The organism is Bradyrhizobium sp. USDA 4501 (assembly GCF_054062115.1).
In genome coordinates, this window is sequence record NZ_JBSSEX010000001.1 from 364,037 (window position 1) to 384,699 (window position 20,663).

General features: G+C 60.8%; 28 protein-coding genes and 1 pseudogene. 12 read left to right on the forward strand and 17 right to left on the reverse strand.

Features of this window, described 5'->3' with window-relative positions:
* Positions 1-134 precede the first annotated feature (134 nt).
* Positions 135-788, forward strand: a complete 654-nt coding sequence (locus tag ACVWZM_RS01790) for a TetR/AcrR family transcriptional regulator (RefSeq protein ID WP_141340178.1) — start codon at positions 135-137, stop codon at positions 786-788.
* Between the two features lie 44 nt (positions 789-832).
* Here the strand turns inward: ACVWZM_RS01790 and ACVWZM_RS01795 are convergent, their stop codons facing one another.
* The 4 genes from ACVWZM_RS01795 to ACVWZM_RS01810 all read right to left on the reverse strand — a co-directional run bounded on the left by ACVWZM_RS01795 (position 833) and on the right by ACVWZM_RS01810 (position 2,239).
* Complete coding sequence (locus ACVWZM_RS01795) at positions 833-1,228, reverse strand: hypothetical protein (RefSeq protein ID WP_456851613.1); 396 nt, start codon at positions 1,226-1,228, stop codon at positions 833-835.
* On the reverse strand, positions 1,213-1,470 hold the full coding sequence (locus ACVWZM_RS01800; RefSeq protein ID WP_456851614.1) for a TetR/AcrR family transcriptional regulator: 258 nt from the start codon (positions 1,468-1,470) through the stop codon (positions 1,213-1,215). The genes ACVWZM_RS01795 and ACVWZM_RS01800 overlap by 16 nt, the downstream gene beginning before the upstream one ends.
* A gap of 8 nt (positions 1,471-1,478) precedes the next feature.
* Positions 1,479-1,916 (reverse strand): hypothetical protein, encoded by a 438-nt coding sequence (locus ACVWZM_RS01805; RefSeq protein ID WP_456851615.1) that lies wholly within the window; start codon positions 1,914-1,916, stop codon positions 1,479-1,481.
* Between the two features lie 71 nt (positions 1,917-1,987).
* Positions 1,988-2,239 (reverse strand): hypothetical protein, encoded by a 252-nt coding sequence (locus ACVWZM_RS01810; RefSeq protein WP_141340180.1) that lies wholly within the window; start codon positions 2,237-2,239, stop codon positions 1,988-1,990.
* A 153-nt stretch (positions 2,240-2,392) separates the two neighbouring features.
* Here ACVWZM_RS01810 and ACVWZM_RS01815 point away from each other — a divergent pair, with 153 nt between their 5' ends.
* From ACVWZM_RS01815 to ACVWZM_RS01860, 10 genes are all read left to right on the forward strand, one after another.
* Entirely contained in the window at positions 2,393-2,596 is a 204-nt protein-coding gene (locus tag ACVWZM_RS01815) for a hypothetical protein (protein WP_141340181.1), read from the forward strand.
* Positions 2,593-2,748, forward strand: a complete 156-nt coding sequence (locus tag ACVWZM_RS01820; RefSeq protein ID WP_456851617.1) for a hypothetical protein — start codon at positions 2,593-2,595, stop codon at positions 2,746-2,748. Before ACVWZM_RS01815 ends, ACVWZM_RS01820 begins: the two co-directional genes overlap by 4 nt.
* A gap of 21 nt (positions 2,749-2,769) precedes the next feature.
* Positions 2,770-3,477: a hypothetical protein gene (locus ACVWZM_RS01825; protein ID WP_456851619.1), complete on the forward strand. Its 708-nt coding sequence runs from the start codon at positions 2,770-2,772 to the stop codon at positions 3,475-3,477.
* Positions 3,478-3,507: 30 nt separating this feature from the next.
* Positions 3,508-4,110 (forward strand): PepSY domain-containing protein, encoded by a 603-nt coding sequence (locus tag ACVWZM_RS01830; protein ID WP_456851621.1) that lies wholly within the window; start codon positions 3,508-3,510, stop codon positions 4,108-4,110.
* Between the two features lie 40 nt (positions 4,111-4,150).
* Positions 4,151-5,323, forward strand: coding sequence for a DUF3734 domain-containing protein (locus tag ACVWZM_RS01835; protein ID WP_456851623.1), 1,173 nt, complete (start codon positions 4,151-4,153; stop codon positions 5,321-5,323).
* Between the two features lie 29 nt (positions 5,324-5,352).
* Positions 5,353-6,144 (forward strand): acetoacetate decarboxylase, encoded by a 792-nt coding sequence (locus tag ACVWZM_RS01840; protein ID WP_456851625.1) that lies wholly within the window; start codon positions 5,353-5,355, stop codon positions 6,142-6,144.
* A 73-nt stretch (positions 6,145-6,217) separates the two neighbouring features.
* Positions 6,218-7,006 carry a 3-hydroxybutyrate dehydrogenase gene (locus ACVWZM_RS01845; protein ID WP_456851627.1) on the forward strand — a complete coding sequence of 263 codons (789 nt, stop codon included), beginning with the start codon at positions 6,218-6,220 and terminating at the stop codon, positions 7,004-7,006.
* 26 nt (positions 7,007-7,032) lie between these two features.
* Complete coding sequence (locus ACVWZM_RS01850; RefSeq protein ID WP_456827375.1) at positions 7,033-7,281, forward strand: hypothetical protein; 249 nt, start codon at positions 7,033-7,035, stop codon at positions 7,279-7,281.
* A 98-nt stretch (positions 7,282-7,379) separates the two neighbouring features.
* The gene (locus ACVWZM_RS01855) at positions 7,380-7,529 is read left to right on the forward strand and encodes a hypothetical protein (protein WP_309143781.1); all 150 of its coding nucleotides are present in this window, start codon (positions 7,380-7,382) and stop codon (positions 7,527-7,529) included.
* 23 nt (positions 7,530-7,552) lie between these two features.
* On the forward strand, positions 7,553-7,987 hold the full coding sequence (locus ACVWZM_RS01860) for a hypothetical protein (protein WP_456851629.1): 435 nt from the start codon (positions 7,553-7,555) through the stop codon (positions 7,985-7,987).
* Positions 7,988-8,136: 149 nt separating this feature from the next.
* On the opposite strand, the gene ACVWZM_RS01865 is transcribed toward ACVWZM_RS01860, so the two are convergent.
* Positions 8,137-8,373, reverse strand: coding sequence for a hypothetical protein (locus ACVWZM_RS01865; RefSeq protein WP_456851631.1), 237 nt, complete (start codon positions 8,371-8,373; stop codon positions 8,137-8,139).
* 97 nt (positions 8,374-8,470) lie between these two features.
* Here ACVWZM_RS01865 and ACVWZM_RS01870 point away from each other — a divergent pair.
* Positions 8,471-8,605 (forward strand): annotated as a pseudogene (locus tag ACVWZM_RS01870) (nitroreductase family protein); the annotation flags it as partial.
* Positions 8,606-8,624: 19 nt separating this feature from the next.
* Here ACVWZM_RS01870 and ACVWZM_RS01875 read toward each other — a convergent pair.
* From ACVWZM_RS01875 to ACVWZM_RS01930, 12 genes are all read right to left on the reverse strand, one after another.
* The gene (locus tag ACVWZM_RS01875) at positions 8,625-10,241 is read right to left on the reverse strand and encodes a dihydroxyacetone kinase subunit DhaK (protein WP_456851633.1); all 1,617 of its coding nucleotides are present in this window, start codon (positions 10,239-10,241) and stop codon (positions 8,625-8,627) included.
* A gap of 162 nt (positions 10,242-10,403) precedes the next feature.
* Positions 10,404-11,405, reverse strand: a complete 1,002-nt coding sequence (locus tag ACVWZM_RS01880) for an ABC transporter substrate-binding protein (RefSeq protein ID WP_456851635.1) — start codon at positions 11,403-11,405, stop codon at positions 10,404-10,406.
* 241 nt (positions 11,406-11,646) lie between these two features.
* Positions 11,647-12,462, reverse strand: a complete 816-nt coding sequence (locus ACVWZM_RS01885) for an ABC transporter permease (protein WP_456851637.1) — start codon at positions 12,460-12,462, stop codon at positions 11,647-11,649.
* A gap of 11 nt (positions 12,463-12,473) precedes the next feature.
* Positions 12,474-13,271 carry an ABC transporter ATP-binding protein gene (locus ACVWZM_RS01890; protein ID WP_141340189.1) on the reverse strand — a complete coding sequence of 266 codons (798 nt, stop codon included), beginning with the start codon at positions 13,269-13,271 and terminating at the stop codon, positions 12,474-12,476.
* A 96-nt stretch (positions 13,272-13,367) separates the two neighbouring features.
* Positions 13,368-14,417 carry an alpha/beta fold hydrolase gene (locus ACVWZM_RS01895; RefSeq protein ID WP_456851639.1) on the reverse strand — a complete coding sequence of 350 codons (1,050 nt, stop codon included), beginning with the start codon at positions 14,415-14,417 and terminating at the stop codon, positions 13,368-13,370.
* Positions 14,418-14,427: 10 nt separating this feature from the next.
* Entirely contained in the window at positions 14,428-14,940 is a 513-nt protein-coding gene (locus tag ACVWZM_RS01900; protein ID WP_229189061.1) for a GlcG/HbpS family heme-binding protein, read from the reverse strand.
* Positions 14,941-15,187: 247 nt separating this feature from the next.
* Complete coding sequence (locus tag ACVWZM_RS01905; protein WP_456851642.1) at positions 15,188-15,715, reverse strand: helix-turn-helix transcriptional regulator; 528 nt, start codon at positions 15,713-15,715, stop codon at positions 15,188-15,190.
* On the reverse strand, positions 15,687-16,097 hold the full coding sequence (locus ACVWZM_RS01910; protein ID WP_456851643.1) for a hypothetical protein: 411 nt from the start codon (positions 16,095-16,097) through the stop codon (positions 15,687-15,689). Before ACVWZM_RS01910 ends, ACVWZM_RS01905 begins: the two co-directional genes overlap by 29 nt.
* A 419-nt stretch (positions 16,098-16,516) precedes the next feature.
* Entirely contained in the window at positions 16,517-17,200 is a 684-nt protein-coding gene (locus ACVWZM_RS01915; RefSeq protein WP_316399197.1) for an SGNH/GDSL hydrolase family protein, read from the reverse strand.
* Positions 17,201-17,207: 7 nt separating this feature from the next.
* Entirely contained in the window at positions 17,208-18,155 is a 948-nt protein-coding gene (locus tag ACVWZM_RS01920) for an ABC transporter permease (protein WP_456851645.1), read from the reverse strand.
* A gap of 3 nt (positions 18,156-18,158) precedes the next feature.
* Entirely contained in the window at positions 18,159-19,100 is a 942-nt protein-coding gene (locus ACVWZM_RS01925; RefSeq protein WP_141340193.1) for an ABC transporter permease, read from the reverse strand.
* 15 nt (positions 19,101-19,115) lie between these two features.
* Positions 19,116-20,612: a sugar ABC transporter ATP-binding protein gene (locus ACVWZM_RS01930; protein WP_456856594.1), complete on the reverse strand. Its 1,497-nt coding sequence runs from the start codon at positions 20,610-20,612 to the stop codon at positions 19,116-19,118.
* Between the last annotated feature and the right edge of the window lie 51 nt (positions 20,613-20,663).

The window sequence follows — 20,663 nt, forward strand, 5'->3', positions numbered from 1 at the left end:
CATTCGCCAGGCCCGCAACCATCGAGCCCCACTTAATAAACTATACCGTATATTTTCTTTTTCTTGCCTTTCTTTGCAGCCCGTGTCAAGTGGGAAACCGACGCGCACAGATTCGTGATTTTGGAGGTCCAAGAATGAAGAAGACGAAGCGAGGCAGACCGCCCAAGGATCTTGCCGGCGACGCGCAGGCGCGAATTCTCGATGCAGCCCAGCAACTGTTTCTCGAAAAAGGCTTCCGCAGCGCAAGCATCGACGACATTTCCGAACTTGCTCCCGCGAGCAAGCCGACCATCTATGCTCATTTCCCCGGCAAAGAAGCACTGTTCGCGGCCGTGGTGGCTCGCAGCATCGACGGGCTGACGGATTTTGAGGGCTTCTCGCCCGAAGGCCGCACCATCGAGGACAAGTTGATGAGCCTCGGAATCGCCATTGTCGATAGGGTTATCGAGGAGTCGCTGGGCATGGTCCGGGCGACGATCGCCGAATCTCAGCGGTTTCCCGAACTGAGCCGCAACGTCCACGACGCCGCGCGCGATCGCTCCCTGGCTGCGGTGTCGCAGTGGCTGGATAACGCCACCCAGAAGCTTGCCCGTACACCAAGGGGACCGTTCAGCGCCAAACGAAGCCGCGCCACGGCGCAGATCTTCCTTGACCTGGTCCTGCTGCCGATGCTGTTTCGCTCGCTCATCGGCGAGACGCCGAAAGACCTGAAGAAGGAGCTTCCCGGTTTCGTGCGCGAACGGGTCGGCTTCTTCCTGGCGGCGTGCGAGTCGGACTGGTACCACTAGTTGCAGGCCTGCCGTCTGATCGCGGGGCCGCCCGAGCCGATCCGTCAGCGGCCCACCGCTATCTCCAGGTGCGATGCCATATCGAGCGCTTGCACCGACGGCGTGCGGCGCAACGCACCCGTACAGAAACTCAACATTTCCTCGAAACTCGGCCGAAGCGTCGTCACTCCGGTCCGCGAGGGATTGAGGTAGACATCAAGGGCCTCCAGAAGGCAGCAGGTCAATGCCATCGGACTGCCGTCCCGCAACTCCCCGTTTTCTTGACCGGTGCCGATCACTGGCCGGACCACCCCCCTGATCTGGTCCTCGTAGGCGAGGACGACGGACCAATTCTGCCGAACCGCCGAGGCCAAAAGGTCCTGCAGTCTCCGGTCCCTTGCGGGTCGACCTTCGTTACACTCGGCAATCGCCTTCAGGATTGCGGTCAGGCGCCGCAGCACCGACCCGCCTCGGCTGCCGCGCGCACGATCTCATCGAGCAATTCACCTACGACAGCCTCCTCGATCGCCTGTTTTGAGCGAAAGAAGCGATAGATGTTGGCTGAGGACATCGACAAGCTCCGGCCGATGTCGGCCACGGTGGTCTTGTTGTGACCGATCTGACAATAGAGGGCCTTGGCTGCCCGCACGATCCTGCGGCGCCCGCCCGCATTCCTGGTCCGGTCGTCAATCTGCTCCCGCATCACGCTTCTCACGGAGCTGGCCGGTTCATGAGTTCGCGACGGCAAGCTTCGCCGAAATCGCGCAATGGATCTATTTCCTCGATGAAGTTGGGCAGATCCACAAACGTGCGATTTGGCGACAGATAGGTTTCGATGATCAGACGCCCGGTGCGCTCGGCGGCCTGAACAACCTCGTTGCTCGAGAGAATCCGCATTCGTCCCACCAGCGTATGGAGACTGACGAGCTGCGGAATTTCTGCCTGATCATTGATCAGGGCCTCGGCGTAGAGCCGTGATGCTTCCTCGATGAAGCTGCGATACAGCCGCTCACGCTTCGAGAACGAGCGGGCGTGATGACGCTCACGCAATTTACGTCGTCGGCTGAACCATCCACTCACGATGGTCGAAACTGATCCGAACGCAGAGCCGCCGAAGGCGGCCAAAGCCGGTATGTACATGGTACTCATTATGTCGCTCCTGTTTCCAAAAGGATTGATGCAATCAACGCGGATCTGATCTCGCCCCTGCGAAGCTGCTTCTATTTGGCCCTGTCTGATCCGGTGCTCGCCTGCTCGAACACTGTTTTGCACGCTTCGCTGAGGTCCGACTTCCTGAGCCGCAGACAGGCTTCTACTCCCGACGGATCGGGAATGTAGACACTGCACAGACGAAAGGCGTCGGGCGCACAGGCCGCTCTCTGCTCCGGAGTGCCACGGTTCTCCTGGGCGGACGCGGCTGAGCTCGCAGCCACGACCCCCGCGCCGATGAACAGCGCCAGCGTCAATCTCATCACGTCGAATCCTCTCACCGCTTGAAGCTTCTGGTTCGCCGGAGCGGAGCCTCGCTTCGCCGTAACGCGTTTGTGAGGCCCTTGCCTTTGACATCAACCATGAAGCATGTTTTTATATGAAATATACGGTATAGTTTATTAATGAGGTCGAGAATGTCAACTCTTCTCTTCGCGTTGATGCGTGAAAACCCCTTACCGGGGCTCGCCGCGGCGTCGCTGAACGTTGTCCTCGCTTTGTGTCTCGTGGTCCTGAGCCTGCTGCTCGGCATCACGATCTCGATGGTCGCGTGGGTCCGAACCCTCGTCCGCCGGCTCAGTACCGTCAGGCTTGGCCAGGAACGGAGGACATTCGCATGACGCCAGCTCTGCTGATGGCCCGCAACAGCATCATTTACTGGGTCAACGTCTGGCTCGCGCCGCTCGAATGCATGTTCGACATGATCGAGTCCGAACTGGCGCGCAGAGGCGTTGCGCCCGACGAAATCGAATATCACGCGCACACCGCGTGAGACGGCATCCGGAGTCCTGGCGTGCCGAACATCGCCGAAGTTTTGAAGTGGCAAATGCCGAGCACGCGAGCCGGCATCGCGCCCTTTGGAGTATCCGACAATGAGACTGAATTATTCCGCTGCCAGGCGACGCGTGCCGTGAACCGACGATCCCTCGAGTTCATGCGCGCGAGCCGATCGACTGATCACGGCCTTCCCTTGCGCGGCTATTTTCTTACGGTTGGCAGCGCCCTGGTCTGCTTGCTTCTGGCGACCGACTGGGTGCTGCCGGTGCAGCTCCCGGACCACTTTGCCGGACCAGATGCTGTGCGGCCTTCAATTCGCGTCCACTCCGGCCTCAAGGGACCGGAGCGAGTCGTGATCGATACCAATCAGCTCCTGCCGTCATCCGCTGACAAGGAGATCGCCGCAGCCACTACGCAGCCGGACCATGCACCCGATACGATTCAAAACACGGGCTCGGACGTTCAAACCGATGAAGACGAGGTTTCTCCCGTGACGATGCCCCCACAACCGCGCAACAGTCTTGCACAGTCGGCGGTCGAGGACGTCTCCCGAAATTCCATTGTATTGGCTTCGCCGGAGATAACCCACAAGCTTTCTCACCTATCTGCCGAGAAACGACGGCAAGCCGCGCGGCGCGCGACACCGCATGGCACTGCGGGATCTTGCGGCTCGGCAGGCCACAGCTCTTGCAGCGATACGTTCGCCCTCACTCGCCTTTGGTAGGCGGTCGACCAATCTAAACGAGGTTCACCAATGTCGAAGAAGCATTTGTTTGCCCTGATTGTATGGTCCGCTGCGCTCACGACGACCGGCGCGGTTGCCGACGTGGCACAAAATCCCGCAGACGGGGACGGGCCGAGCGCGACGGCGCAAAGCGAAGCCGAGGACGCTGCGATCCGGCGCGTACTCACGGAATTCCGCACCATACGAGTCCCGCTCAGCCGGGCAATGGAGATCGCCGAGCGTCTGCATGACGGCTCGAAGACTGCCGACATCAGCTTTGAACTCGCCAACCCACCCGTCTACCGCGTTCGCACGATGAGAAATGAAAACGTGTGGGAGAACGCCATCGATGCAAATACCGGAAGCTTCACGGGCAAGGAGCTGGCGTCTTCCCTGAAGGAGCTCGATCGGGACGATCTCGCCAAGATGACTGCCTTGAAATGGAGCAAGCAGGAAATGTCGGATGCGGTGCAAGTCGCCGAAAGAGCTGCGGCCGGCAGTGCGCTCGCCGGTGGTCTCGTGAGACAAGAAGGCAGGCTGAATTTCGTGGTCGTCGTCGCCGCCGGGGACCATTTGAAGGAAGTGATGCTCGAGCCGCGCAGAGTTGGAAAGCAGAGCGCAAGCCAGCGCTGAAACGCGTGTTCACTTCGCAAAACTCAAGAGCAACCGCACCATGAACTTCCAGCCTCGATCCGAGCTCTTTTCCGCGCAACGACGGTTACCCTTTGACTGCATCGCGCTGCTGTTGCAAGGCGGTGGCGCGCTCGGCGCCTATCAGGCGGGCGTGTACGAAGCCTTGGCCGAAGCCAGCATTGATCCTGATTGGGTCGCCGGCATTTCGATCGGAGCCATCAACGCCGCCATCATCGCGGGCAACCCGCCTGAGTCCCGTGTCGAGCGCCTGCGCGACTTCTGGACCCAGGTCACTTCAACGGCGCCCTGGGACTTATCCGGAACACCTTTCCTTGATTGGGCGAAGAGCGACAACACGCGCAACCTCATCAATCAAATGAGCGCCGGCCTGGCAGCGGCGTGCGGCGCAACCGGATTTTTTTCCGCCCGCCCCATCCCACCCTGGCTGCAGCTCGCTGGCGCCAACGATGCGACCAGTATTTACGACACACGCGCACTCAAGACGACGCTGGAGCGCCTTGTCGACTTCGATCGTCTCAATGATGGAACGACGCGCTTCAGCGCGGGCGCGGTCAACGTACGAACAGGGAATTTCGTCTATTTCGACAACACGACCCATACGATCCGGCCCGAGCATATCATGGCAAGCGGCGCGCTGCCGCCGGGCTTCCCTGCCGTGGAAATCGAGGGGGAGCACTATTGGGACGGCGGTCTCGTCTCCAACACACCGCTGCAATGGGTGATCGAGTCTGATGCCCCGCAGGACATGCTTGCCTTCCAGGTCGACCTCTGGAGCGCCCGCGGTCAACTTCCGCGCAACATGGCTGAAGTCGTCACGCGACACAAGGAGATCCAGTATTCCAGCCGCACCCGCGCCAGCACCGACCAATTCAAGCGCGTGCAGCGCCTGCGGCGCGCACTCACGGATCTGCTTGGCCGACTGCCTGACGATCTCAGCCAGCACGAGAACGTAAAACTCCTCAGCACGGCAGTGTCCCGCAACGTCTACAACATCGTCCATCTGATCTATCGCGCGCGCAATCACGAGGGGCACTCCAAGGATTACGAATTCTCGCGCCTTTCGATGCAGGACCACTGGCAAGCCGGCTACCACGACGCGCTGCGCACGCTGCGCCATCCCGAGGTGCTCGCGCGGCCTTCGAGCCCCGACGGGGTCTTCACGTTTGATCTCGAACAAGACGGCCGCGAGTAGGCCCCACCCCAACCGCCTGGAGAGCACAAATGCGCGAGATTGACGTGAAACAACGAGCCTTTGCGATGCCGCTGACCAACCCGGCGTATCCGCCCGGGCCTTACCGGTTCGTCGATCGCGAATACCTGATCATCACCTATCGCACCGATCCGGCCAAGCTCCAGGCGGTGGTTCCTGAGCCGCTTGAGGTCGACGTGCGAGAAGCTCTGGTCAAGTATGAATTCATTCGCATGCCGGATTCGAACGGCTTTGGCGATTACACGGAAAGCGGACAGGTCATCCCCGTCTCCTTCCGCGGACGCAAGGGCGGCTATACGCATTGCATGTTCCTCAACGACGAAGGCCCCATTGCGGGCGGGCGCGAGCTATGGGGCTTTCCGAAGAAGCTCGCCCAGCCGACATTGCGAACCGAGATCGACACATTGATCGGCACGCTGGATTACGGCCCGCTCCGGGTTGCGACCGGGACGATGGGCTACAAGCATCGCGCGGCCGACTTGTCGAAAATCAAGGCGGCCCTGAACGAGCCGAACTTCCTGCTCAAGATCATCCCACATGTCGACGGCAGCTCCCGCATCTGCGAACTCGTCCAATATCATCTCGAAGACATCGTGCTGAAGGGTGCCTGGGCCGGACCCGCGGCCCTCGCCTTGGCGCCCCACGCCCTGGCGCCCGTTGCCGACCTTCCGGTCCTGGAGATCATCTCTGCCGTCCACATCCGCGCCGACCTTACGCTCGGCCTCGGAAAGGTGGTGCACGACTATTTGCAGCAGCCGGCTCGCGGCTCGATTCGAGCCGGTGAGAAAGCCTTGGTCTTTTAAGTTCAACTGGGCGTCGCGAACTCCGGCGCAGCAGCTATCGTCATTCGCATGTGTAGTGAGGAAAGTGTACGAAATGGGATTTCTGAACGGAAAGACAGCTGTCGTCACCGGCTCGACCAGCGGCATCGGCCTCGCGTGCGCGCGAACCTTTGCCGGCGCGGGCGCCAACGTCGTCATCAACGGCATGGGCGCGCCTGCCGATGTCGAGCAGGAGCGTGCCGCGATCGAACGCGATTTCACGGTCAGGGCGATCTACTCACCCGCGGACATGGCGAAGCCAAGCGAGATTGCCGAGCTCATCGTTCTCGGTGAGGAGATCTTCGGCAGCGTTGACATCCTGGTCAACAACGCCGGCATCCAGCACGTTTCGCCGATCGAGGAATTCCCCGCCGAGAAGTGGGATGCGACCCTCGCGATCAACCTGTCTGCCTCTTTCCATGCCAGCCGCGCGGCGGCACCAGGCATGAAGAAGCGCGGCTGGGGCCGCATCATCACCACGGCCTCGGCGCATTCGCTGGTCGCCTCGCCCTTCAAGTCGGCCTATGTCGCAGCCAAGCACGGCATTGCGGGCCTTACCAAGACCGTCGCGCTGGAACTCGCTCGCTCGAAGATCACCTGCAACTGCATCAGCCCCGGCTACGTCTGGACGCCGCTCGTCGAGAAGCAAATTCCGAACACGATGGCGGCCCGGCGCATGCGGCGGGATGAAGTCATCAATGATGTCCTGCTCGCCGCGCAGCCAACGAAGGAGTTCGTCACCGCCGAACAGGTTGCTTCGCTGGCACTGTTCCTGTGCAGCGACGATGCCGCTCAAATCACGGGCGCCAACCTCTCGATGGATGGGGGCTGGACGGTCGCCTAGCCAGTTCAATTCACGGAGCTTCAATCATGTCCCCTGTCAGGCGAGCCAACCGGAACGAGACGATACGCCGTTTCCAGCTCAACCCTTCGGAAGATAACCGCCTTGCGAACGCTCTCCGCGCCTGTGAGGAGATATTCAATGAGGATGTGCTGCCAGGCGACGCCGAGTTGATGGCTCCGAGCGACTTCTACGCAGCGATGGCTCCCGGACCGTCGCGCACTTGGTCAACGGCGCACGGTGATGAGGCAAGGCTGTTTCCCTATCTCGCGGCCTGAGGGACGCTGCATCAGACAATCGGGGCGGTCGACTCAAGTCAACATCTGCAGAATTGACTTGGGAGATCATTCAATTCGAGCACCGAGCGGAGACGATCATGTCAGAGCAGAGCAACGTGCATTTTTACCTGAATTGGGCCAAGGAGCGCATCGACGAGATGGATGCCGCACTCGCCTCGTTCGAGATGAAGGCCGGGCAGGCGAAGGCCGAATCCAAGGTCAAAGCAGGCAGATCATCGCCGATCTGAAGAAGCGCCGCGACGAATTCCAGGTGCAGCCCAAGGCGCAAACCGAAGCCGGCGAAGCGGCCTGGGCACGCAGCAGGACAGAACTCGAGAAGCAATGGAGCGGGTTCGAGGCGCAGATGAAGACCTACTTCGAAAGCGCCGGCAAGCAGCTCGAACAGCAGCAAGCGACCTTCAAGGACATCGCCGCCGCGCAGGCAAAGGCTTGGCGCGAGGCCGCAGACACGTTCCGTGAGGCGGCCGGCAAGGTGGCCGCAACCCACACCGGGGACCTTGATGCAGCCCTCAAGCAGATGAAATCCGATGCATCAGAGGCGGAAGCGCGTCTGCAGCAGCTAAAGCAGGCCGGCAGCGAGTCATGGTCCGTGCTGAGCGCAGCGCTCGCGGAATCCCGCAACGCGTTCGATCGGGCCAACCAAGCGGCTTGGAATGCGCTGAAGGGCTCTAGCTCGAAGAGCTGAGCGCGCTCGCTTTACCAGAGACATATCCCGGGGCGCAGTTAAACGAGCATTGGACCTATCAAGCTGAGCCATGTTCGTGTGCTAACGCCAGGCTTTGTCGTCCTGCCTCCGATTGATGCATTCGGAGTTGCGACCTGGGAGTGTCATAGCTAGCCCTTGGCATGCATCCCGATACGAACAACGAATTCAAGGCGCACGAAATCGGACAAGATCGTAAACCGGCGCACGAGATCGTAGAAATGGCGGAGAGAGTGTCGGTCAATCCCCATTGAAAGATCTGGAATTCCCGACCTTTCCAGACCAAAACCCACGATTTGAGCACCGGCCTGAAGAGCCGTTCGGTCGGCGCCGCCGCAGCTTCGGCCAAATATCGAAAACAACCCCATGCAAAGTAGCCGGCGGCCCGCCGCAACCGACGGCTTGCACCGAAACCTCGACACGTCGGGCAAATCCGCGGCACAATTTCACCATCCCACCACTCAGATGCAGTTTGACGATGTTATCCGCGGTCGCAGGAGTATCCGCGGTTACAAACCTGATCCAGTACCCAAGGCGCTGATTGCGGAAATCATTGGTTTGGCGATGCCCTTTCTGTTGTCGATGAACACCCAGCCCTGGCAACTCGTTCAATGCCGACTTAGCACAAGCTCTCAAGCAATCTCGCAACGGCCTCCGCCCCGGGGTCAGCATGCCCTGTCAACCGTTCCGCGCTGATGTAGACGGCTCTTCCAGCATGCGCCTTGGACATGGTGGCCGTCAGGTTCGCACCCTCTCTTGCTGCGCGAGCTGCGTCGTTCAGCCCCTGCGGCAAGGCATCAAGGGCGGGCAGTAGCGCGTCGATCATGGTCCTGTCACCCGGTTGCGCGCCACCCACCTCCTGCATCCTGGCCAATCCAACCTTGAGCGCGTCGATCGGGCTGTGGCCGCTTGATACCGCATCGCCTGCCGCAGCGAAGAAGATCGCGAGCAGGACACCCGACGAGCCCCCCATGGTCTGGCTGAGCTCCTGCCCCAGCGTGCGATAGAGTTGCGTGGGGTCCGACAGCGGAAGCTGACCGACGTTTTGGATCAAGGCGCTCGCCGCGCTCGCAAGGGTTGTTCCGGTATCGCCATCTCCTGCTCTGGCATCGAGCGCGTTCAGATCCGCTTCGGCGGCGATCAGCGCCTTGCAGCACCGGATGAGGAATTCCTCGGTCGCAGGATCGGCGGAAGGCGTTGGCCGTACGCGAGCCAACCCATCGGGCAAGGGCACGATGCAAGGCGCCACGAAAGGCTGAAGCCCCGGCCAGCTACGCAGTGGCGTTTCTGTGGTCAGCAGTTTTTCGTCCTCGGCGCTCAGCGAATAGAGTGTGAGCGAAAAGCCATGCATGTCGAGGGCCGTCATCATCGAGGCAGGACCAACGATATGGGACACCGCAGGGCCGAGCGCGGACTGCCGCAATTCTTGTGCAAGAACCGACATTTCAAGGGCTGTCGTAGAGCCGAGATTGTTCAGAAGCGCCGCATAGCCGCTCCCGCTCATTCTTGGGACAAGTCTCGCGACCGCGTCAGCCATGGCCTGACGTGCACCGAGATAAGGCAACTTCGCAGCGCCTGCTTCGCCGTGAATGCCAAGCCCCAGTTCAATCTCTCCCGGCCGGATTCGGTTTTCCTTGGGCGAACCGGGCACCGTGCAAGTGTCCAACGACATCCCGATACTCATGACATTGGAAGCCGCGCGACGCGCGGCCGCAGTCACGGCCTCGAGGTCGCCTCCGCTCTCGGACACTGCTCCGGCGATCTTGTGCACGAAGAGCGTTCCAGCGATACCCCGAGGACGGCTGATGTCCGGGATGGCGATATCGTCCTGGACAATCACCATGGCCACTTTCCTGCCCAGTGCTCGTGCCCGTTCAGCAGCAAGACCGAAGTTCAGGCGATCGCCGGTGTAATTCTTGACGATGAGGACACAGCCGGCAGCTCCTGTCACGGCCAGGATTCCTGCCAACACCGCGTCAACGGACGGAGAGGCAAAGACGTCGCCACATATGGCCGCCGTCAGCATGCCCGGGCCGACAAAGCCGGCGTGTGCCGGCTCATGCCCGGACCCGCCGCCGGAGATCACGGCGACGCGGGACTGATCCCAATCCGACCGGGCGATCACGCGTATGAATGGGTAACCGTCCAACATGACAAGCTGGCCGCCAGAAGCGGCAACCAAGCCGTCAAGTGCCTCTTGAACGATGTGTTCCTTGGAGTTGATGAACTGCGCCATTCTGATCGTCTCTTGGTTTGGGCATCAGGTCGAATGCAACTCCTCGCCGGGCATCGGGAGGTGAGTGCCCGGCGAGGTGGCATGGCCGATGCCTGTGCCTGGTCCTTCAGGTGACCGGGATCGCGCCATGCTTCGGTACGCACGCCGCCAGCGTCGCTGGTTCTATCCGTTGATCACGTTGTTGTAGAATTTCGCCTCGACGTCGGCCATGTCGATCGCCGCAAGGTCACTGGGCAGTGCATAAGCGTCAGCATCGGCATGAACCTTCGCCTTGTCGAACTCATTCGCTCCAGCGATGAATTCATTGGTGACATAGCGGGTGGTATCGATGTCGATACTCGACTGGCCGATGGCCTTCAGTATCTTGAAGAAATTGTCCCAGGCCGGAATGTTGTGCTCTCCCCAGCCCGCCCGTGCCGCCATATTGCCCTTGAAGGTGCGGTGAATCTGCATGAGGCTTTCTGTGCCTGCCCGCGGACCGTAGTTTGCCTTGGTCGTCGGCAACGCCTTAAAGACGATATCTGCGGCGGCGCGCGGGTTGCGGTCGGCGAATTCGCTGCCCATCGCCCAGCCCTTCAGGTACTTCTTCAGGAACTTCAGCCGATCGGGATCCTCGAGATCGGACCTCCGCACGACCAACGAATTCGACGGCAGGGGTGAGCCGCGCATGCCCAGCCAGAAGTCGAAATCGAGGCCCTTTGCGCCGAGATCAGCCCTTAGGCCCTCCCATGCGAGGCAGGCATGCCCCTGCCCGCCGGCAAGCGCAGTTGTCCAGGTCGGCCAGCCGGCCTCGACATAGGTGATCTTCTTGGGATTGACGCCGACGGCGGCGAACATTGGGTCGCAGATCGACTGCCAGGCGGCGGACCCCAGAAGCACGGTCTTGCCTTCGAGCTGTTTCAGATCCTTCACTCCCTCGCCTTTGCGGAAAGCGACGTTGAAGAGATCGAGACAACCGCTGCCGAAGACCGAGACGAGGTCCATCCCCGCGTTGACTGCGAACGACAGGACGCCCGGCGAGGGAAAGCCGATGTCGGCCTGTTGCACCGCCAGGAATTTCACCACCGCGGTCCCGTCTGAGGGGCCTGGCTCCATACCGGTCTCTACCCCAAGGTCACCGAAGTAGCCCATCTTCTTGGCCACCCAGTAAGGGTAGTCGTCCATCACCTCGATCGTGCCGCGCGGCGAAATCCAGGTGAAGGGTGATTTGTAAGGCTTGGCCTGGGCCGGGCCCGCGTTCAGCAGGCCGCCGCCGAGAACGGTGGTGGTCACAAGGCCGGTGGCGCTGACCTGCAGCAGCCGCCGACGTGTCATCATTTGGTGAGCCATAGGGTCTCCTCCCTCGTTGGTTGGGCCGCAGTGTTTGTCTTTCCCGGGTCGCGCGCGGCGTCTCGCCCGTTTGTGGTCAGCTTTCCCAGCCGGCCAGCCTTTTTCCGAACCAGAAAAAGAAGGCGTAGATCGTGATCCCGGTGGCAGCGAGGATCACGATGCAAGCAAAGAACTCCGGCATGCGAAGCGTTGACGAATAAGTCGTCAGGCGGCTGCCAAGCCCGAACCCACCGCCCGACATCTCGGCGCCGACAGCGGTGATCATGCCAAAGATCGCCCCGATCATCAGGCCCACGATCACCATCGGCATGGCCATCGGAATGCGGATCTTGGTAAAGATCTGGAGGGTCGACGCCCCGCAGGATCGCGCCAGCGCAATCTTCATCGCATCGACACGCCGAAATCCGGTGGCTGCGTTGATCATCACCATCGGACCAGACGCAAGAGAGACAGCGATGATCCTCGGCGTGAATCCGAAGCCGAAATTCAAGATCAAGAGCGGCACGAGCGCCAGCATCGGCGTGGTCACCAGCAGCAGGATGTAGGGCGTGATCACTTTTTCCACGAACGGGAATTGCGTAATGACCGCAGCGAGGAGCAACCCGATCGACGCACCGATGGCATAGCCAGCAAAGAGCTCGATCAGCGTATAGGAATAGTGTGCGCAGATAGTCGAGATCTCCTGGGAGAAAAACACGCTGGCGATGGCCGAGGGGGCAGGCAGGATGTATCGCGGCACCTCGAACAGACGCAGCAGCAACTCTCCTCCGCCGATGACGAGCAGGGCCACCGCGATGATCGCGGCGACTTCCTTGGCTCCCTGGTCACCAAGCCCGCTGGCAATTCCCGTTGCGCCCGCGATGCCGGCACCGGTCTGGGTTGTCTGGCTCATGCTGGCACCCCTCATCTTGCCATGACGACCGCTGGCGTGGCCGGCCGTTGGTGCTGAATGTCGTGCTTGATCATGTTTACGAGGTCGAAGAACTCGCGCGATTCCATCAGGGCCAGAGACCTCGGCCGCGGAAACGGAATGTCCACCATTCGCGCGATTTGGCCCGGCCGCGCGCTCATGATGTAGACTTTGTCGGCCAAAAACACCGCCTCTGCGATCGAATGGGTGATCAGGATCACCGTCTTGCGGGACTCGAGCCAGATCTCCTCCACCAGCTTGTTCATCTCGTCACGAGTGAAGGCGTCGAGCGCCCCGAAGGGTTCGTCCATCAACAGGACCGCGGGGTCACTGGCCAGCGCGCGCACGATGGACGCGCGCTGCTGCATCCCTCCCGACAGTTCACGAGGCATCCTGTCGCCGAAACCGCCCAGCCCGACCCGCTGCAGGAACGTATCGATCCGCGCTGCGTCCGGGCGTGTTCGGCGAATCTCGAACGGAAGCTCGATGTTCTTGCGGATCGTCCGCCAGGGCAGAAGATTCGCTTCCTGAAACATCATGCCGATACTTGGATGCGGGCCGGTGATCCATTCCTCGCCAAGGGCGATGGCGCCTGAGGTCAGCTTGTGCAATCCCGCGATCGACCAAAGCAGCGTGGTCTTGCCGCAACCCGAGGGACCAACGACGGCGATGAATTCGCCCTGCCGCACGGTCAGATCGACGTCCTTCAGTGCATGGACTTCGCCCGATTGTGTCCTGTAGGTCTTGGTAGCGCCTCTGACGTTGAGCGCCTTGCCTTTGGTCTGTTGCATCTTGCACGCGTCCTCAGGCGCGGTAATCGGGACATGCCCTTCCGTTCTCCGAAGCGACAGCGCTCGGGGGCGATTCAAAACTGGGTTTGAAAGTCGTCAGGCCGTCAGCAATTCATTCAGGTGACGATCAACCTGCTCCATGTATCCCGGCTCGAATCCGTTCAGGCCCATGTGCCCTTCAGGTGATTCGATCACCCGAAACAAAGCGTGCGGGACAAGTCGATAGTCGGCCTCGCATTCCTGCGGAGGAAAGAAACTGTCGTGGCTGATCGGCATGACCATTGTCTTTGCCTTCACCCGCGCCAGCGCTCGAGCGAGATCACCCGCGGTGTGCCGCGATACGTCGGCCAGTTGCCACTTGTGCATCTCACACAACAGGACATTGGGATCCATCGGCTCGAAATAGGCCTTCATCACACCGTTGATGAAATCGTCAAGCGACGACATGCCAATTATGCTGCGCCACCGCTCCTCTTGGTAGAACTGCGTGGACCAGGCGAGTGTCGCGACGATCCGCGCCATCCGGTCCATGCCCTCGCGCACAACGATGCCCGAGGCGTACCAGCCGCCGTTCCAGCAGGGATCCGACGTGATCGCCTCCTTCAGGGTTTCGACAAAAACCTGCTGGTGCAGCGAAACGCGGGCCGTCGCAGCAATCGGCGCTGCCCGTTCAACCATCATCGGATAGGCGACGGCCCATTCATAAACCTGTTGCCCGCCCATCGACCCACCGACCACAAGCGCGAGCCGTTCGATGCCGAACAGGTCTGTCAACATCCGGTGCTGGGCGCGGACATCGTCGCCAATGGCAAGCTTCGGAAACTTCGCCATCGCCTGTGGCGCGGGCGTGTTCTGCGGCGACGATGACACGCCGCTGCCAAGCTGATCCACGATGACAATGAAGTACCGGTCCGGATCAAGCGCGTGGCTCTGGCCGACATATACGTCCTCCATCACCTTGCCGGTTCCGGAGAACCAGGTCGTCACCAGAATGGCGTTGGATTTCCTTGCGTTCAGCCTCCCGAATGTACGGTAGGCAAGCTTTGCTCCGCGGAGGGTTTCGCCGCTTTCCAGGATCAGATTGCCGAGATCGTAGAGCTTGAAATTGCCCTGCGTCTCGGGGCCGTAGAACGGGTTGTTGATCATGGCGCCGCTCTCAGTTCAGGCTTTTCGACACTGCGTTGAGGCCTGCTTGCGCGCAGCTTTCGTCCTGATCCTCGCTGCCGCCACTGACACCGATCCCGCCGACGACATCGCCTGTCGCGGTCTTTATGGGCAGGCCGCCTGCAAACGCCACAAGGCCAGGGACAAAGGCCGCACCCGGCAATCCGGCGTTCACGCCATCGCGCTTCACACCAAAAGACAGGTCGGCAAAGGTCCGGGTCGGTGCAGCATACAGCGACGACGTGATCGCCTTGTTCTGCGCAATGTCCGTGCAGGCCTTGCAGGCCCCATCCTGTCGCGCGGCGGCAATCAGTCGCCCCCCGTCGTCAACCACGACGACATTCACCTTCGCGTATCCGGCGGCCGCCTGCGCAGCGAAACAGGCTGCAATCATCGCTTCAGCCGCGTTATAGGTAAGTATCGGCTTGCTCTTTGAGCCCTCGGCCACGCTGAGCGTTGGCAAGCAAGCCATGAGCATTGCTGCCGCAAGCATTTGTCTGGTCATCTCGCCTCCCCCCTTCGCAAGGCCATCCGTCCAGGATGATTCAGCGCGGCACGACGCTTCGCGTGCAATACGGGTCTACCAAGCGACGCGTGGGGCCATCTATCGCGAAGGTTCGCGATACCAATCGGAATCGGCGAAGCATGGCTTCGTCGATCCAACATCATGGAATTGCCGGTTTTCGCCAGGAGAGGCGTTCGCTCCGCGATGTCACGAATGCGACCTTCGTCGGCGCTGCTCCCGCGGTGCTTCAGACCGGCGGCAACTCGGTCCGCGCAAGCAGGCTGACCAGGGCGGAGGTGCTTGAAACGCCGGTCTTCTGCCGGATGCTTCTGAGCTGATGATCGATCGTGGAAAAGGACCTGCGGCGAACCCTGGCGATTTCCTTGTAGCTCATGCCCTTCGCGACCAGCGTGGCAACCTCGATTTCTGATTGCGTAAGAGTTGCCAGCCAGGCCGGCGCCGAAAGGCCAATGGACAAGGTCAGTGGATAGCCACCCTGCGCCTCTCCATTCCGGCTCACCGGATCTCGATCGGCAATCTCCTTGGCAACGGCCACAATCGGGTTGAGGACATCGACCACCGTCTGCTCGAAACAGTCGTACAGGCCAGATTCCCAGGGGGCAAAATGTTCAGTCCAGTCGGCGCAGATCAGGCCGTAGCTGCCGCGTCCGGTCCGAAGCGCCCAGGCGAACTTTGACTTCGTCCGGGCTCCCGCAAGCCTTTGCCGCAGTCGCATCGTGATGCGGCTATCCTGCTTGATATCGGCAAAGATCACCGGGTGGGGATCCAGCCACATCCTGCATCGCGGCATCCCGATTATCGACGGCTTTGCCGCCGAACGAGGGAACGTCGTAGTTCGCGTCTTTTGCTTCCGCGAAACCCGGGAAATAGTCCCTCGCCTCGCGCATTCCGAAGCCGGTGTCGACACGCTGACATCGAAGCTCGGCCCGCAGCCAGCTAGTCGCAATCGACCAGCAGCCCGACAGGTCATCAAGATACAGAAGCATGTGGGCGGCCAGATCGCGCGCGTGGGCGTTGCGGATCGCACCACAATCAAGAAGCCGGGTGCGCAGCTTCCGCTGCTTTACAAAGACATCCTCGCGGAAATCGTCTGCAAAGGTTGGGATATGCCACGCTTCATGGCTTTGCGCGCCCAACAACTCCTCCCTGTTTCGACTTCCCATCTCGCGGGCGTACGGCTGGCGAAATTTACGGGAGATGGGCACCGGGCGACAAGATGCTCTTCCTTCGATCTTATGCCACCCCTCTTCCAAGTCAAATCCGGATCGGCCAGTGCAGGATCGATAGTGTCGTTTTTGTCCTAGCTTCTCGTGGAGCGAAGAATAAGCGAGGTTCACGATCTCTTTGAAGGTAGGACCACCTTGTCACGGCCTCGGCTGGCGCCAAAAAAAGCCCGCTCCTCGCAAGAGGAGCGGGCTCGGTCATGGCGTCCATGACCAGTCCAGGGAGGAACGTCCCATGCGGGACAACGGAGCGCACGCGGCAGTGGCGCGGCGCAATTCGCAAAAGCGGCCATCGCAGCGGGCTGAAGGCAGCATGCCCTCGTTGACGCGGACTACGTCAACACCATCTCGCGCTTCTGGATGACGGAAAAGATGTCCGCCACTTTTTCCGCGAGCGCCGTTCCAAGGTCAGCATTGTTTTTGGCAGTGAAATGAATGCCATCCACTCCATCGGTCGAGATCACGCTCCCGGCATCGAGGAAATCGACCTTCAGGAAAGCCGCTAGTGATCTGTACTGCTTGGCGAGTTCAACCGTCTTCTCGCGACCACCTTCGAACATTCCCTGAAACCACGGGTCCGGCAAATCGGCGAGTGGGGGCGGCGAAACGATGAGCACTTTGGGCGCGGGATACACCGTTCCTACTCCGCCGCCCGAGGTGAGCACCTGCCCCGCCAGCTTGGACATACCGACCGCGATTTCGTAAGGGGTGCGGCGAAAATAGCTCTTCGTATCGTTGGTCCCGAGCATGAGGATGACGAGATCCAGCGGAAGATGACTTGCAATGGCGGATGGAAGATAGGCCGACCCGTTCAGCCGTGGATCCGCTGGATCATCGAGCGACGTCGTGCGTGCGCTCAAGCCCTCCTCGATGATTTCATAGTCCGGTCCGAGTTTCGCCGCCATGGCTCCCGTCCACCGCTCCGCATAGGGAAAACGCGTCGTCGGCGAGCCCTCCGGGACGGCAACCCATCCCCAGGTAAGCGAGTCTCCAAAGCACAGGATACGTTTCGTCATCGGTCCCTCACGAGTTTGATTTGGAACGAACGCCATAGAAGACGGCGGCGAGAAGAATGATGAGCCCCTGGACAATGAGTTTGCCGGGCTCCTGAACGCCCATGGTCGTCATGACCACGAACAAGAGAGCGAAGCAGAGCACGCCGACGAACGGTCCCCAGACTTGCGCGGGTCGGCCGAAGACCACGCCGCCTAGAATCGTTGCCGCGATCGAGTTCATGACGAGTTCAGGTCCGAACCGCACGCTTCCGACGGCTATCGAGGATGTCTGGACCAGCGCAGCCACGGCAGACATGAGTCCCGAGATCGCATGCGCTAGCACGACGGTCCGTTCGACGGGCACGCCCGAAAAATGTGCGGCTATCGGATTGCTGCCGATCGACCAGACGAAACGGCCAAACACCGATCTTCCGAGAAACGCACTCATCAGCCCGGCAAGCACGAACCAGAAGATGACCGGAGCCGGCAGCGTCCCGAGCCGCACATTATAGAGCTGGCGGAACTGGTCCGGGACGTCCCCCGGCGGCTTCCCGTTCGCGAGATATTCGACCAGTCCAATCAGAACGATGTTCACCGCAAGCGTCACGATGACGGCGGAAGCTCTTCGCTTGCCGACGAGAAGCCCGTTCAAAAACCCGACCGAAAGTCCGACAGCAAGGCAGAGAGGAATGACCTGGAGAATCGGCCGGTCGTAAAGGAGGCCGGAAGAAATCAAGTAATTGACAAGCAGAATGACTCCGCCGGCGGACAGATCGATGGAGCGTGAGGAGATGACGAGCAGTTGCCCCAGAACGACGATGCCGAGCGGCACGACCTGACGGGCGAACGTGCCGAGAATCGCGACATTCATCAGATTGGGCCGCATCATCCACAAGGTGACGAGGAGCACCGCAACAACGATGTAGGAAGGCGGCATCCGCAACGCCACACGAGACAGGCTGTAAAGTCGCTGCATAACCTACAGTCCAATCGTCTTGCGGGGCTGAAGCGAGATGACGGCAAGCAGTATCAGCCCCTTCACGATGGTCTGTATGAAGGCAGAGACATTGAGCAGGTTCATGCCGTTCGCAATGACGGCAAGAAGCGCACAGCCGACGACGGTGCCGTGAAGGCTGCCGATCCCCCCGGCAAGCTGGGTGCCGCCAAGCGCAACGGCCGTGATTGAATCCACCGCATATTGTGCCCCGATGTTTGGGTCGCCCGAAACGATGCGGCCCGCCAGGAAGATCCCGGCGACCGCGGCGAAACAGGAACTCAGGACGTATGCCGCGACGACATTGCGCTGCTCGGCGATGCCGAAGGTGCCAGCCGTTTCACCTCCACCAATCGCAAAGAGGTGCAAGCCGAAGCGGGAGCCGTGCACCACCTTCCAGGCGACCAGGATTGCGGCAGCAACCCATAGGACAGGCATGTAGATGCCGAAAACCTTACCGCTCACGAGGAACAGAATCTCCGATGGCACTGCACCGCCGGCAGAGGGGCGCACAAACATCGCGACGCCCTGCACGATGCCGGTCATCGAGAGGGTCGCGATGATCGGATGCACCCTGAACGAGGTGACTGAAATTCCGTTCAGGAGCCCGATCGCCACGGCCGCGAGGATGACGGCGGGCACCGAAACATAGGCCGGAGCATTGAGCGACAGAATTCCCGTCGTCAGGCTGACGACGGAGCCGACCGACAGATCGAGCCCTCTGACGAGGATCACGATCATCTGTCCTATGCTCACGAGGATGAGTGGCGCTGCTTGTGCGACCAAGTTGAGAATGTTCTGCGAGCTCGCGAACTCGGCCGTCGAGAGGGTCAGGCCCGCACAACAGGCCAGCGCCGCGACCAGCGGAACGGTCCACAACCCGTGCCGGGAATTTGCGCCGAGAAACATGCGACCAAGGTGGCTCATCACTATCGTGTCCGCTCAACCACGCAGGGCAGCTTCGAGAATGGCATGCTCGGTCGCCGATCTGGCCGGCATTTCGGTCACCACATGCTTGTCGTGGATCACGTAGAGGCGGTCACAAAGCCCGATCAGCTCCAGGGTCTCCCGCGAGAGGACGACGACCGAGCCGCCAGCGTTCGCGTAGTCGCGAAGTAGCCTGTAAATCTCGGCCTTCGCGCCAACGTCGACGCCACGGGTCGGCTCCTCGATGATCAGTATGTCGGCGCCCAAGGCCAGATATCGCCCCAGCAAAACCTTTTGCTGATTTCCGCCCGAGAGCGCGTTGACCGGAAGGGACGGTCTTGCGGCCTTTATGGATAGGTTCTTCATCGAGTTCGCGATCACCGCGCGATGAGCCGCGGCCGGCTTCAGCTCAAAATGCCGGCTGTGCAGACCGATGGTGAGATTGTGCGCCAGCGAGAGGTCAAGAAACAGTCCTTCGAGCTTTCTGTCCTCGGGCACAAAGCCGAGGCCCAGCGCCTGCATCTCTCGAATGCCTAGCTCTTCCGAGAGCGGCAGGGCAAACTCCCGCCCCCTGACGGCCACCTTGCCACCGTGGGGCGCATATTGTCCGATGAGCGATCTGACAAGCTCACGCTGCCCTTGTCCCTCCAGGCCCGCAAGCGCGACGATCTCGCCGCGCCGGAGCACGATTGAAGAGGGCGTCGCCTCCGGCGTCAATCGCAGGCCATCGATCGAAAGAACGACCTCCCCGTCCGTCCGATCCGGCTTCGGCGGGAACAACTCACTCAGCTCCCGCCCCACCATCATCGCGATCAGTTGCTTGGGGGTGATCGACGATACCGGCACGGCATCGACATTCCGACCATCCTTCAGCACGGTGATCGTGTCGCAGATCTTGAAGATTTCCTCCATGCGGTGAGAAATGTAGACGACCGCCTTCTGCTCCTTCTTGAGCGCGAGAATCTGAGCATTGAGAACCTCGACATCGGCGGCGTTGAGCGCGGCCGTCGGCTCGTCGAGAATGACCACGTCGGCGCGTGCCGAGATGCCACGCGCGATCTCGACAAATTGTCGCTCCGCGATCGTAAGATTGCCGACGAGCGTCGCCGGATCAAGATCCAGGCCGAGCTCACGCAGGATGTCTTTCGCCTGCCGCTCCATGCGGGCCGTGTCGGTCGTGCCGAACTTCGTGACCGGCTCCTTGCCAAGATACATATTCTCGGCAATCGACAGATTGGGAAGCAGCGAGTGCTCCTGGAACACCGTCGATACTCCGGCATCGAGCGCCTCACGAGGTGAGGCAAAGCGGACGATGTGACCATTCTTCCGAATCATGCCGGCATCAGGCTGAACGACGCCTGCCAAGACCTTCATGAGGGTCGACTTGCCGGCTCCGTTTTCGCCCATGAGCGCATGAACCGATCCGGGAAGCAGTTGAAAATCGACGTTCTCGAGCGCGGCAATGCCCCCAAAGGACTTCGAGATCGATGTCATCTGGACAAGCGGTTGTATGGTCACGCTTCGATCCAATGCTTGTATTGATGGAAGGTGGGTGCCGGCGCA

What these genes read in the sequence shown, in the direction of transcription:
- ACVWZM_RS01790 (WP_141340178.1), top strand. Translation starts at nt 135, where the DNA reads ATGAAGAAGACGAAGCGAGGCAGACCGCCCAAGGATCTTGCCGGCGAC.
- ACVWZM_RS01800 (WP_456851614.1), bottom strand. Translation starts at nt 1,470, where the DNA reads ATGCGGGAGCAGATTGACGACCGGACCAGGAATGCGGGCGGGCGCCGC.
- ACVWZM_RS01805 (WP_456851615.1), bottom strand. Translation starts at nt 1,916, where the DNA reads ATGAGTACCATGTACATACCGGCTTTGGCCGCCTTCGGCGGCTCTGCG.
- ACVWZM_RS01810 (WP_141340180.1), bottom strand. Translation starts at nt 2,239, where the DNA reads ATGAGATTGACGCTGGCGCTGTTCATCGGCGCGGGGGTCGTGGCTGCG.
- ACVWZM_RS01815 (WP_141340181.1), top strand. Translation starts at nt 2,393, where the DNA reads ATGTCAACTCTTCTCTTCGCGTTGATGCGTGAAAACCCCTTACCGGGG.
- ACVWZM_RS01820 (WP_456851617.1), top strand. Translation starts at nt 2,593, where the DNA reads ATGACGCCAGCTCTGCTGATGGCCCGCAACAGCATCATTTACTGGGTC.
- ACVWZM_RS01830 (WP_456851621.1), top strand. Translation starts at nt 3,508, where the DNA reads ATGTCGAAGAAGCATTTGTTTGCCCTGATTGTATGGTCCGCTGCGCTC.
- ACVWZM_RS01835 (WP_456851623.1), top strand. Translation starts at nt 4,151, where the DNA reads ATGAACTTCCAGCCTCGATCCGAGCTCTTTTCCGCGCAACGACGGTTA.
- ACVWZM_RS01840 (WP_456851625.1), top strand. Translation starts at nt 5,353, where the DNA reads ATGCGCGAGATTGACGTGAAACAACGAGCCTTTGCGATGCCGCTGACC.
- ACVWZM_RS01845 (WP_456851627.1), top strand. Translation starts at nt 6,218, where the DNA reads ATGGGATTTCTGAACGGAAAGACAGCTGTCGTCACCGGCTCGACCAGC.
- ACVWZM_RS01850 (WP_456827375.1), top strand. Translation starts at nt 7,033, where the DNA reads ATGTCCCCTGTCAGGCGAGCCAACCGGAACGAGACGATACGCCGTTTC.
- ACVWZM_RS01855 (WP_309143781.1), top strand. Translation starts at nt 7,380, where the DNA reads ATGTCAGAGCAGAGCAACGTGCATTTTTACCTGAATTGGGCCAAGGAG.
- ACVWZM_RS01865 (WP_456851631.1), bottom strand. Translation starts at nt 8,373, where the DNA reads ATGGGGTTGTTTTCGATATTTGGCCGAAGCTGCGGCGGCGCCGACCGA.
- ACVWZM_RS01875 (WP_456851633.1), bottom strand. Translation starts at nt 10,241, where the DNA reads ATGGCGCAGTTCATCAACTCCAAGGAACACATCGTTCAAGAGGCACTT.
- ACVWZM_RS01880 (WP_456851635.1), bottom strand. Translation starts at nt 11,405, where the DNA reads ATGGACGACTACCCTTACTGGGTGGCCAAGAAGATGGGCTACTTCGGT.
- ACVWZM_RS01885 (WP_456851637.1), bottom strand. Translation starts at nt 12,462, where the DNA reads ATGAGCCAGACAACCCAGACCGGTGCCGGCATCGCGGGCGCAACGGGA.
- ACVWZM_RS01890 (WP_141340189.1), bottom strand. Translation starts at nt 13,271, where the DNA reads ATGCAACAGACCAAAGGCAAGGCGCTCAACGTCAGAGGCGCTACCAAG.
- ACVWZM_RS01895 (WP_456851639.1), bottom strand. Translation starts at nt 14,417, where the DNA reads ATGATCAACAACCCGTTCTACGGCCCCGAGACGCAGGGCAATTTCAAG.
- ACVWZM_RS01900 (WP_229189061.1), bottom strand. Translation starts at nt 14,940, where the DNA reads ATGACCAGACAAATGCTTGCGGCAGCAATGCTCATGGCTTGCTTGCCA.
- ACVWZM_RS01915 (WP_316399197.1), bottom strand. Translation starts at nt 17,200, where the DNA reads ATGACGAAACGTATCCTGTGCTTTGGAGACTCGCTTACCTGGGGATGG.
- ACVWZM_RS01920 (WP_456851645.1), bottom strand. Translation starts at nt 18,155, where the DNA reads ATGCAGCGACTTTACAGCCTGTCTCGTGTGGCGTTGCGGATGCCGCCT.
- ACVWZM_RS01925 (WP_141340193.1), bottom strand. Translation starts at nt 19,100, where the DNA reads ATGAGCCACCTTGGTCGCATGTTTCTCGGCGCAAATTCCCGGCACGGG.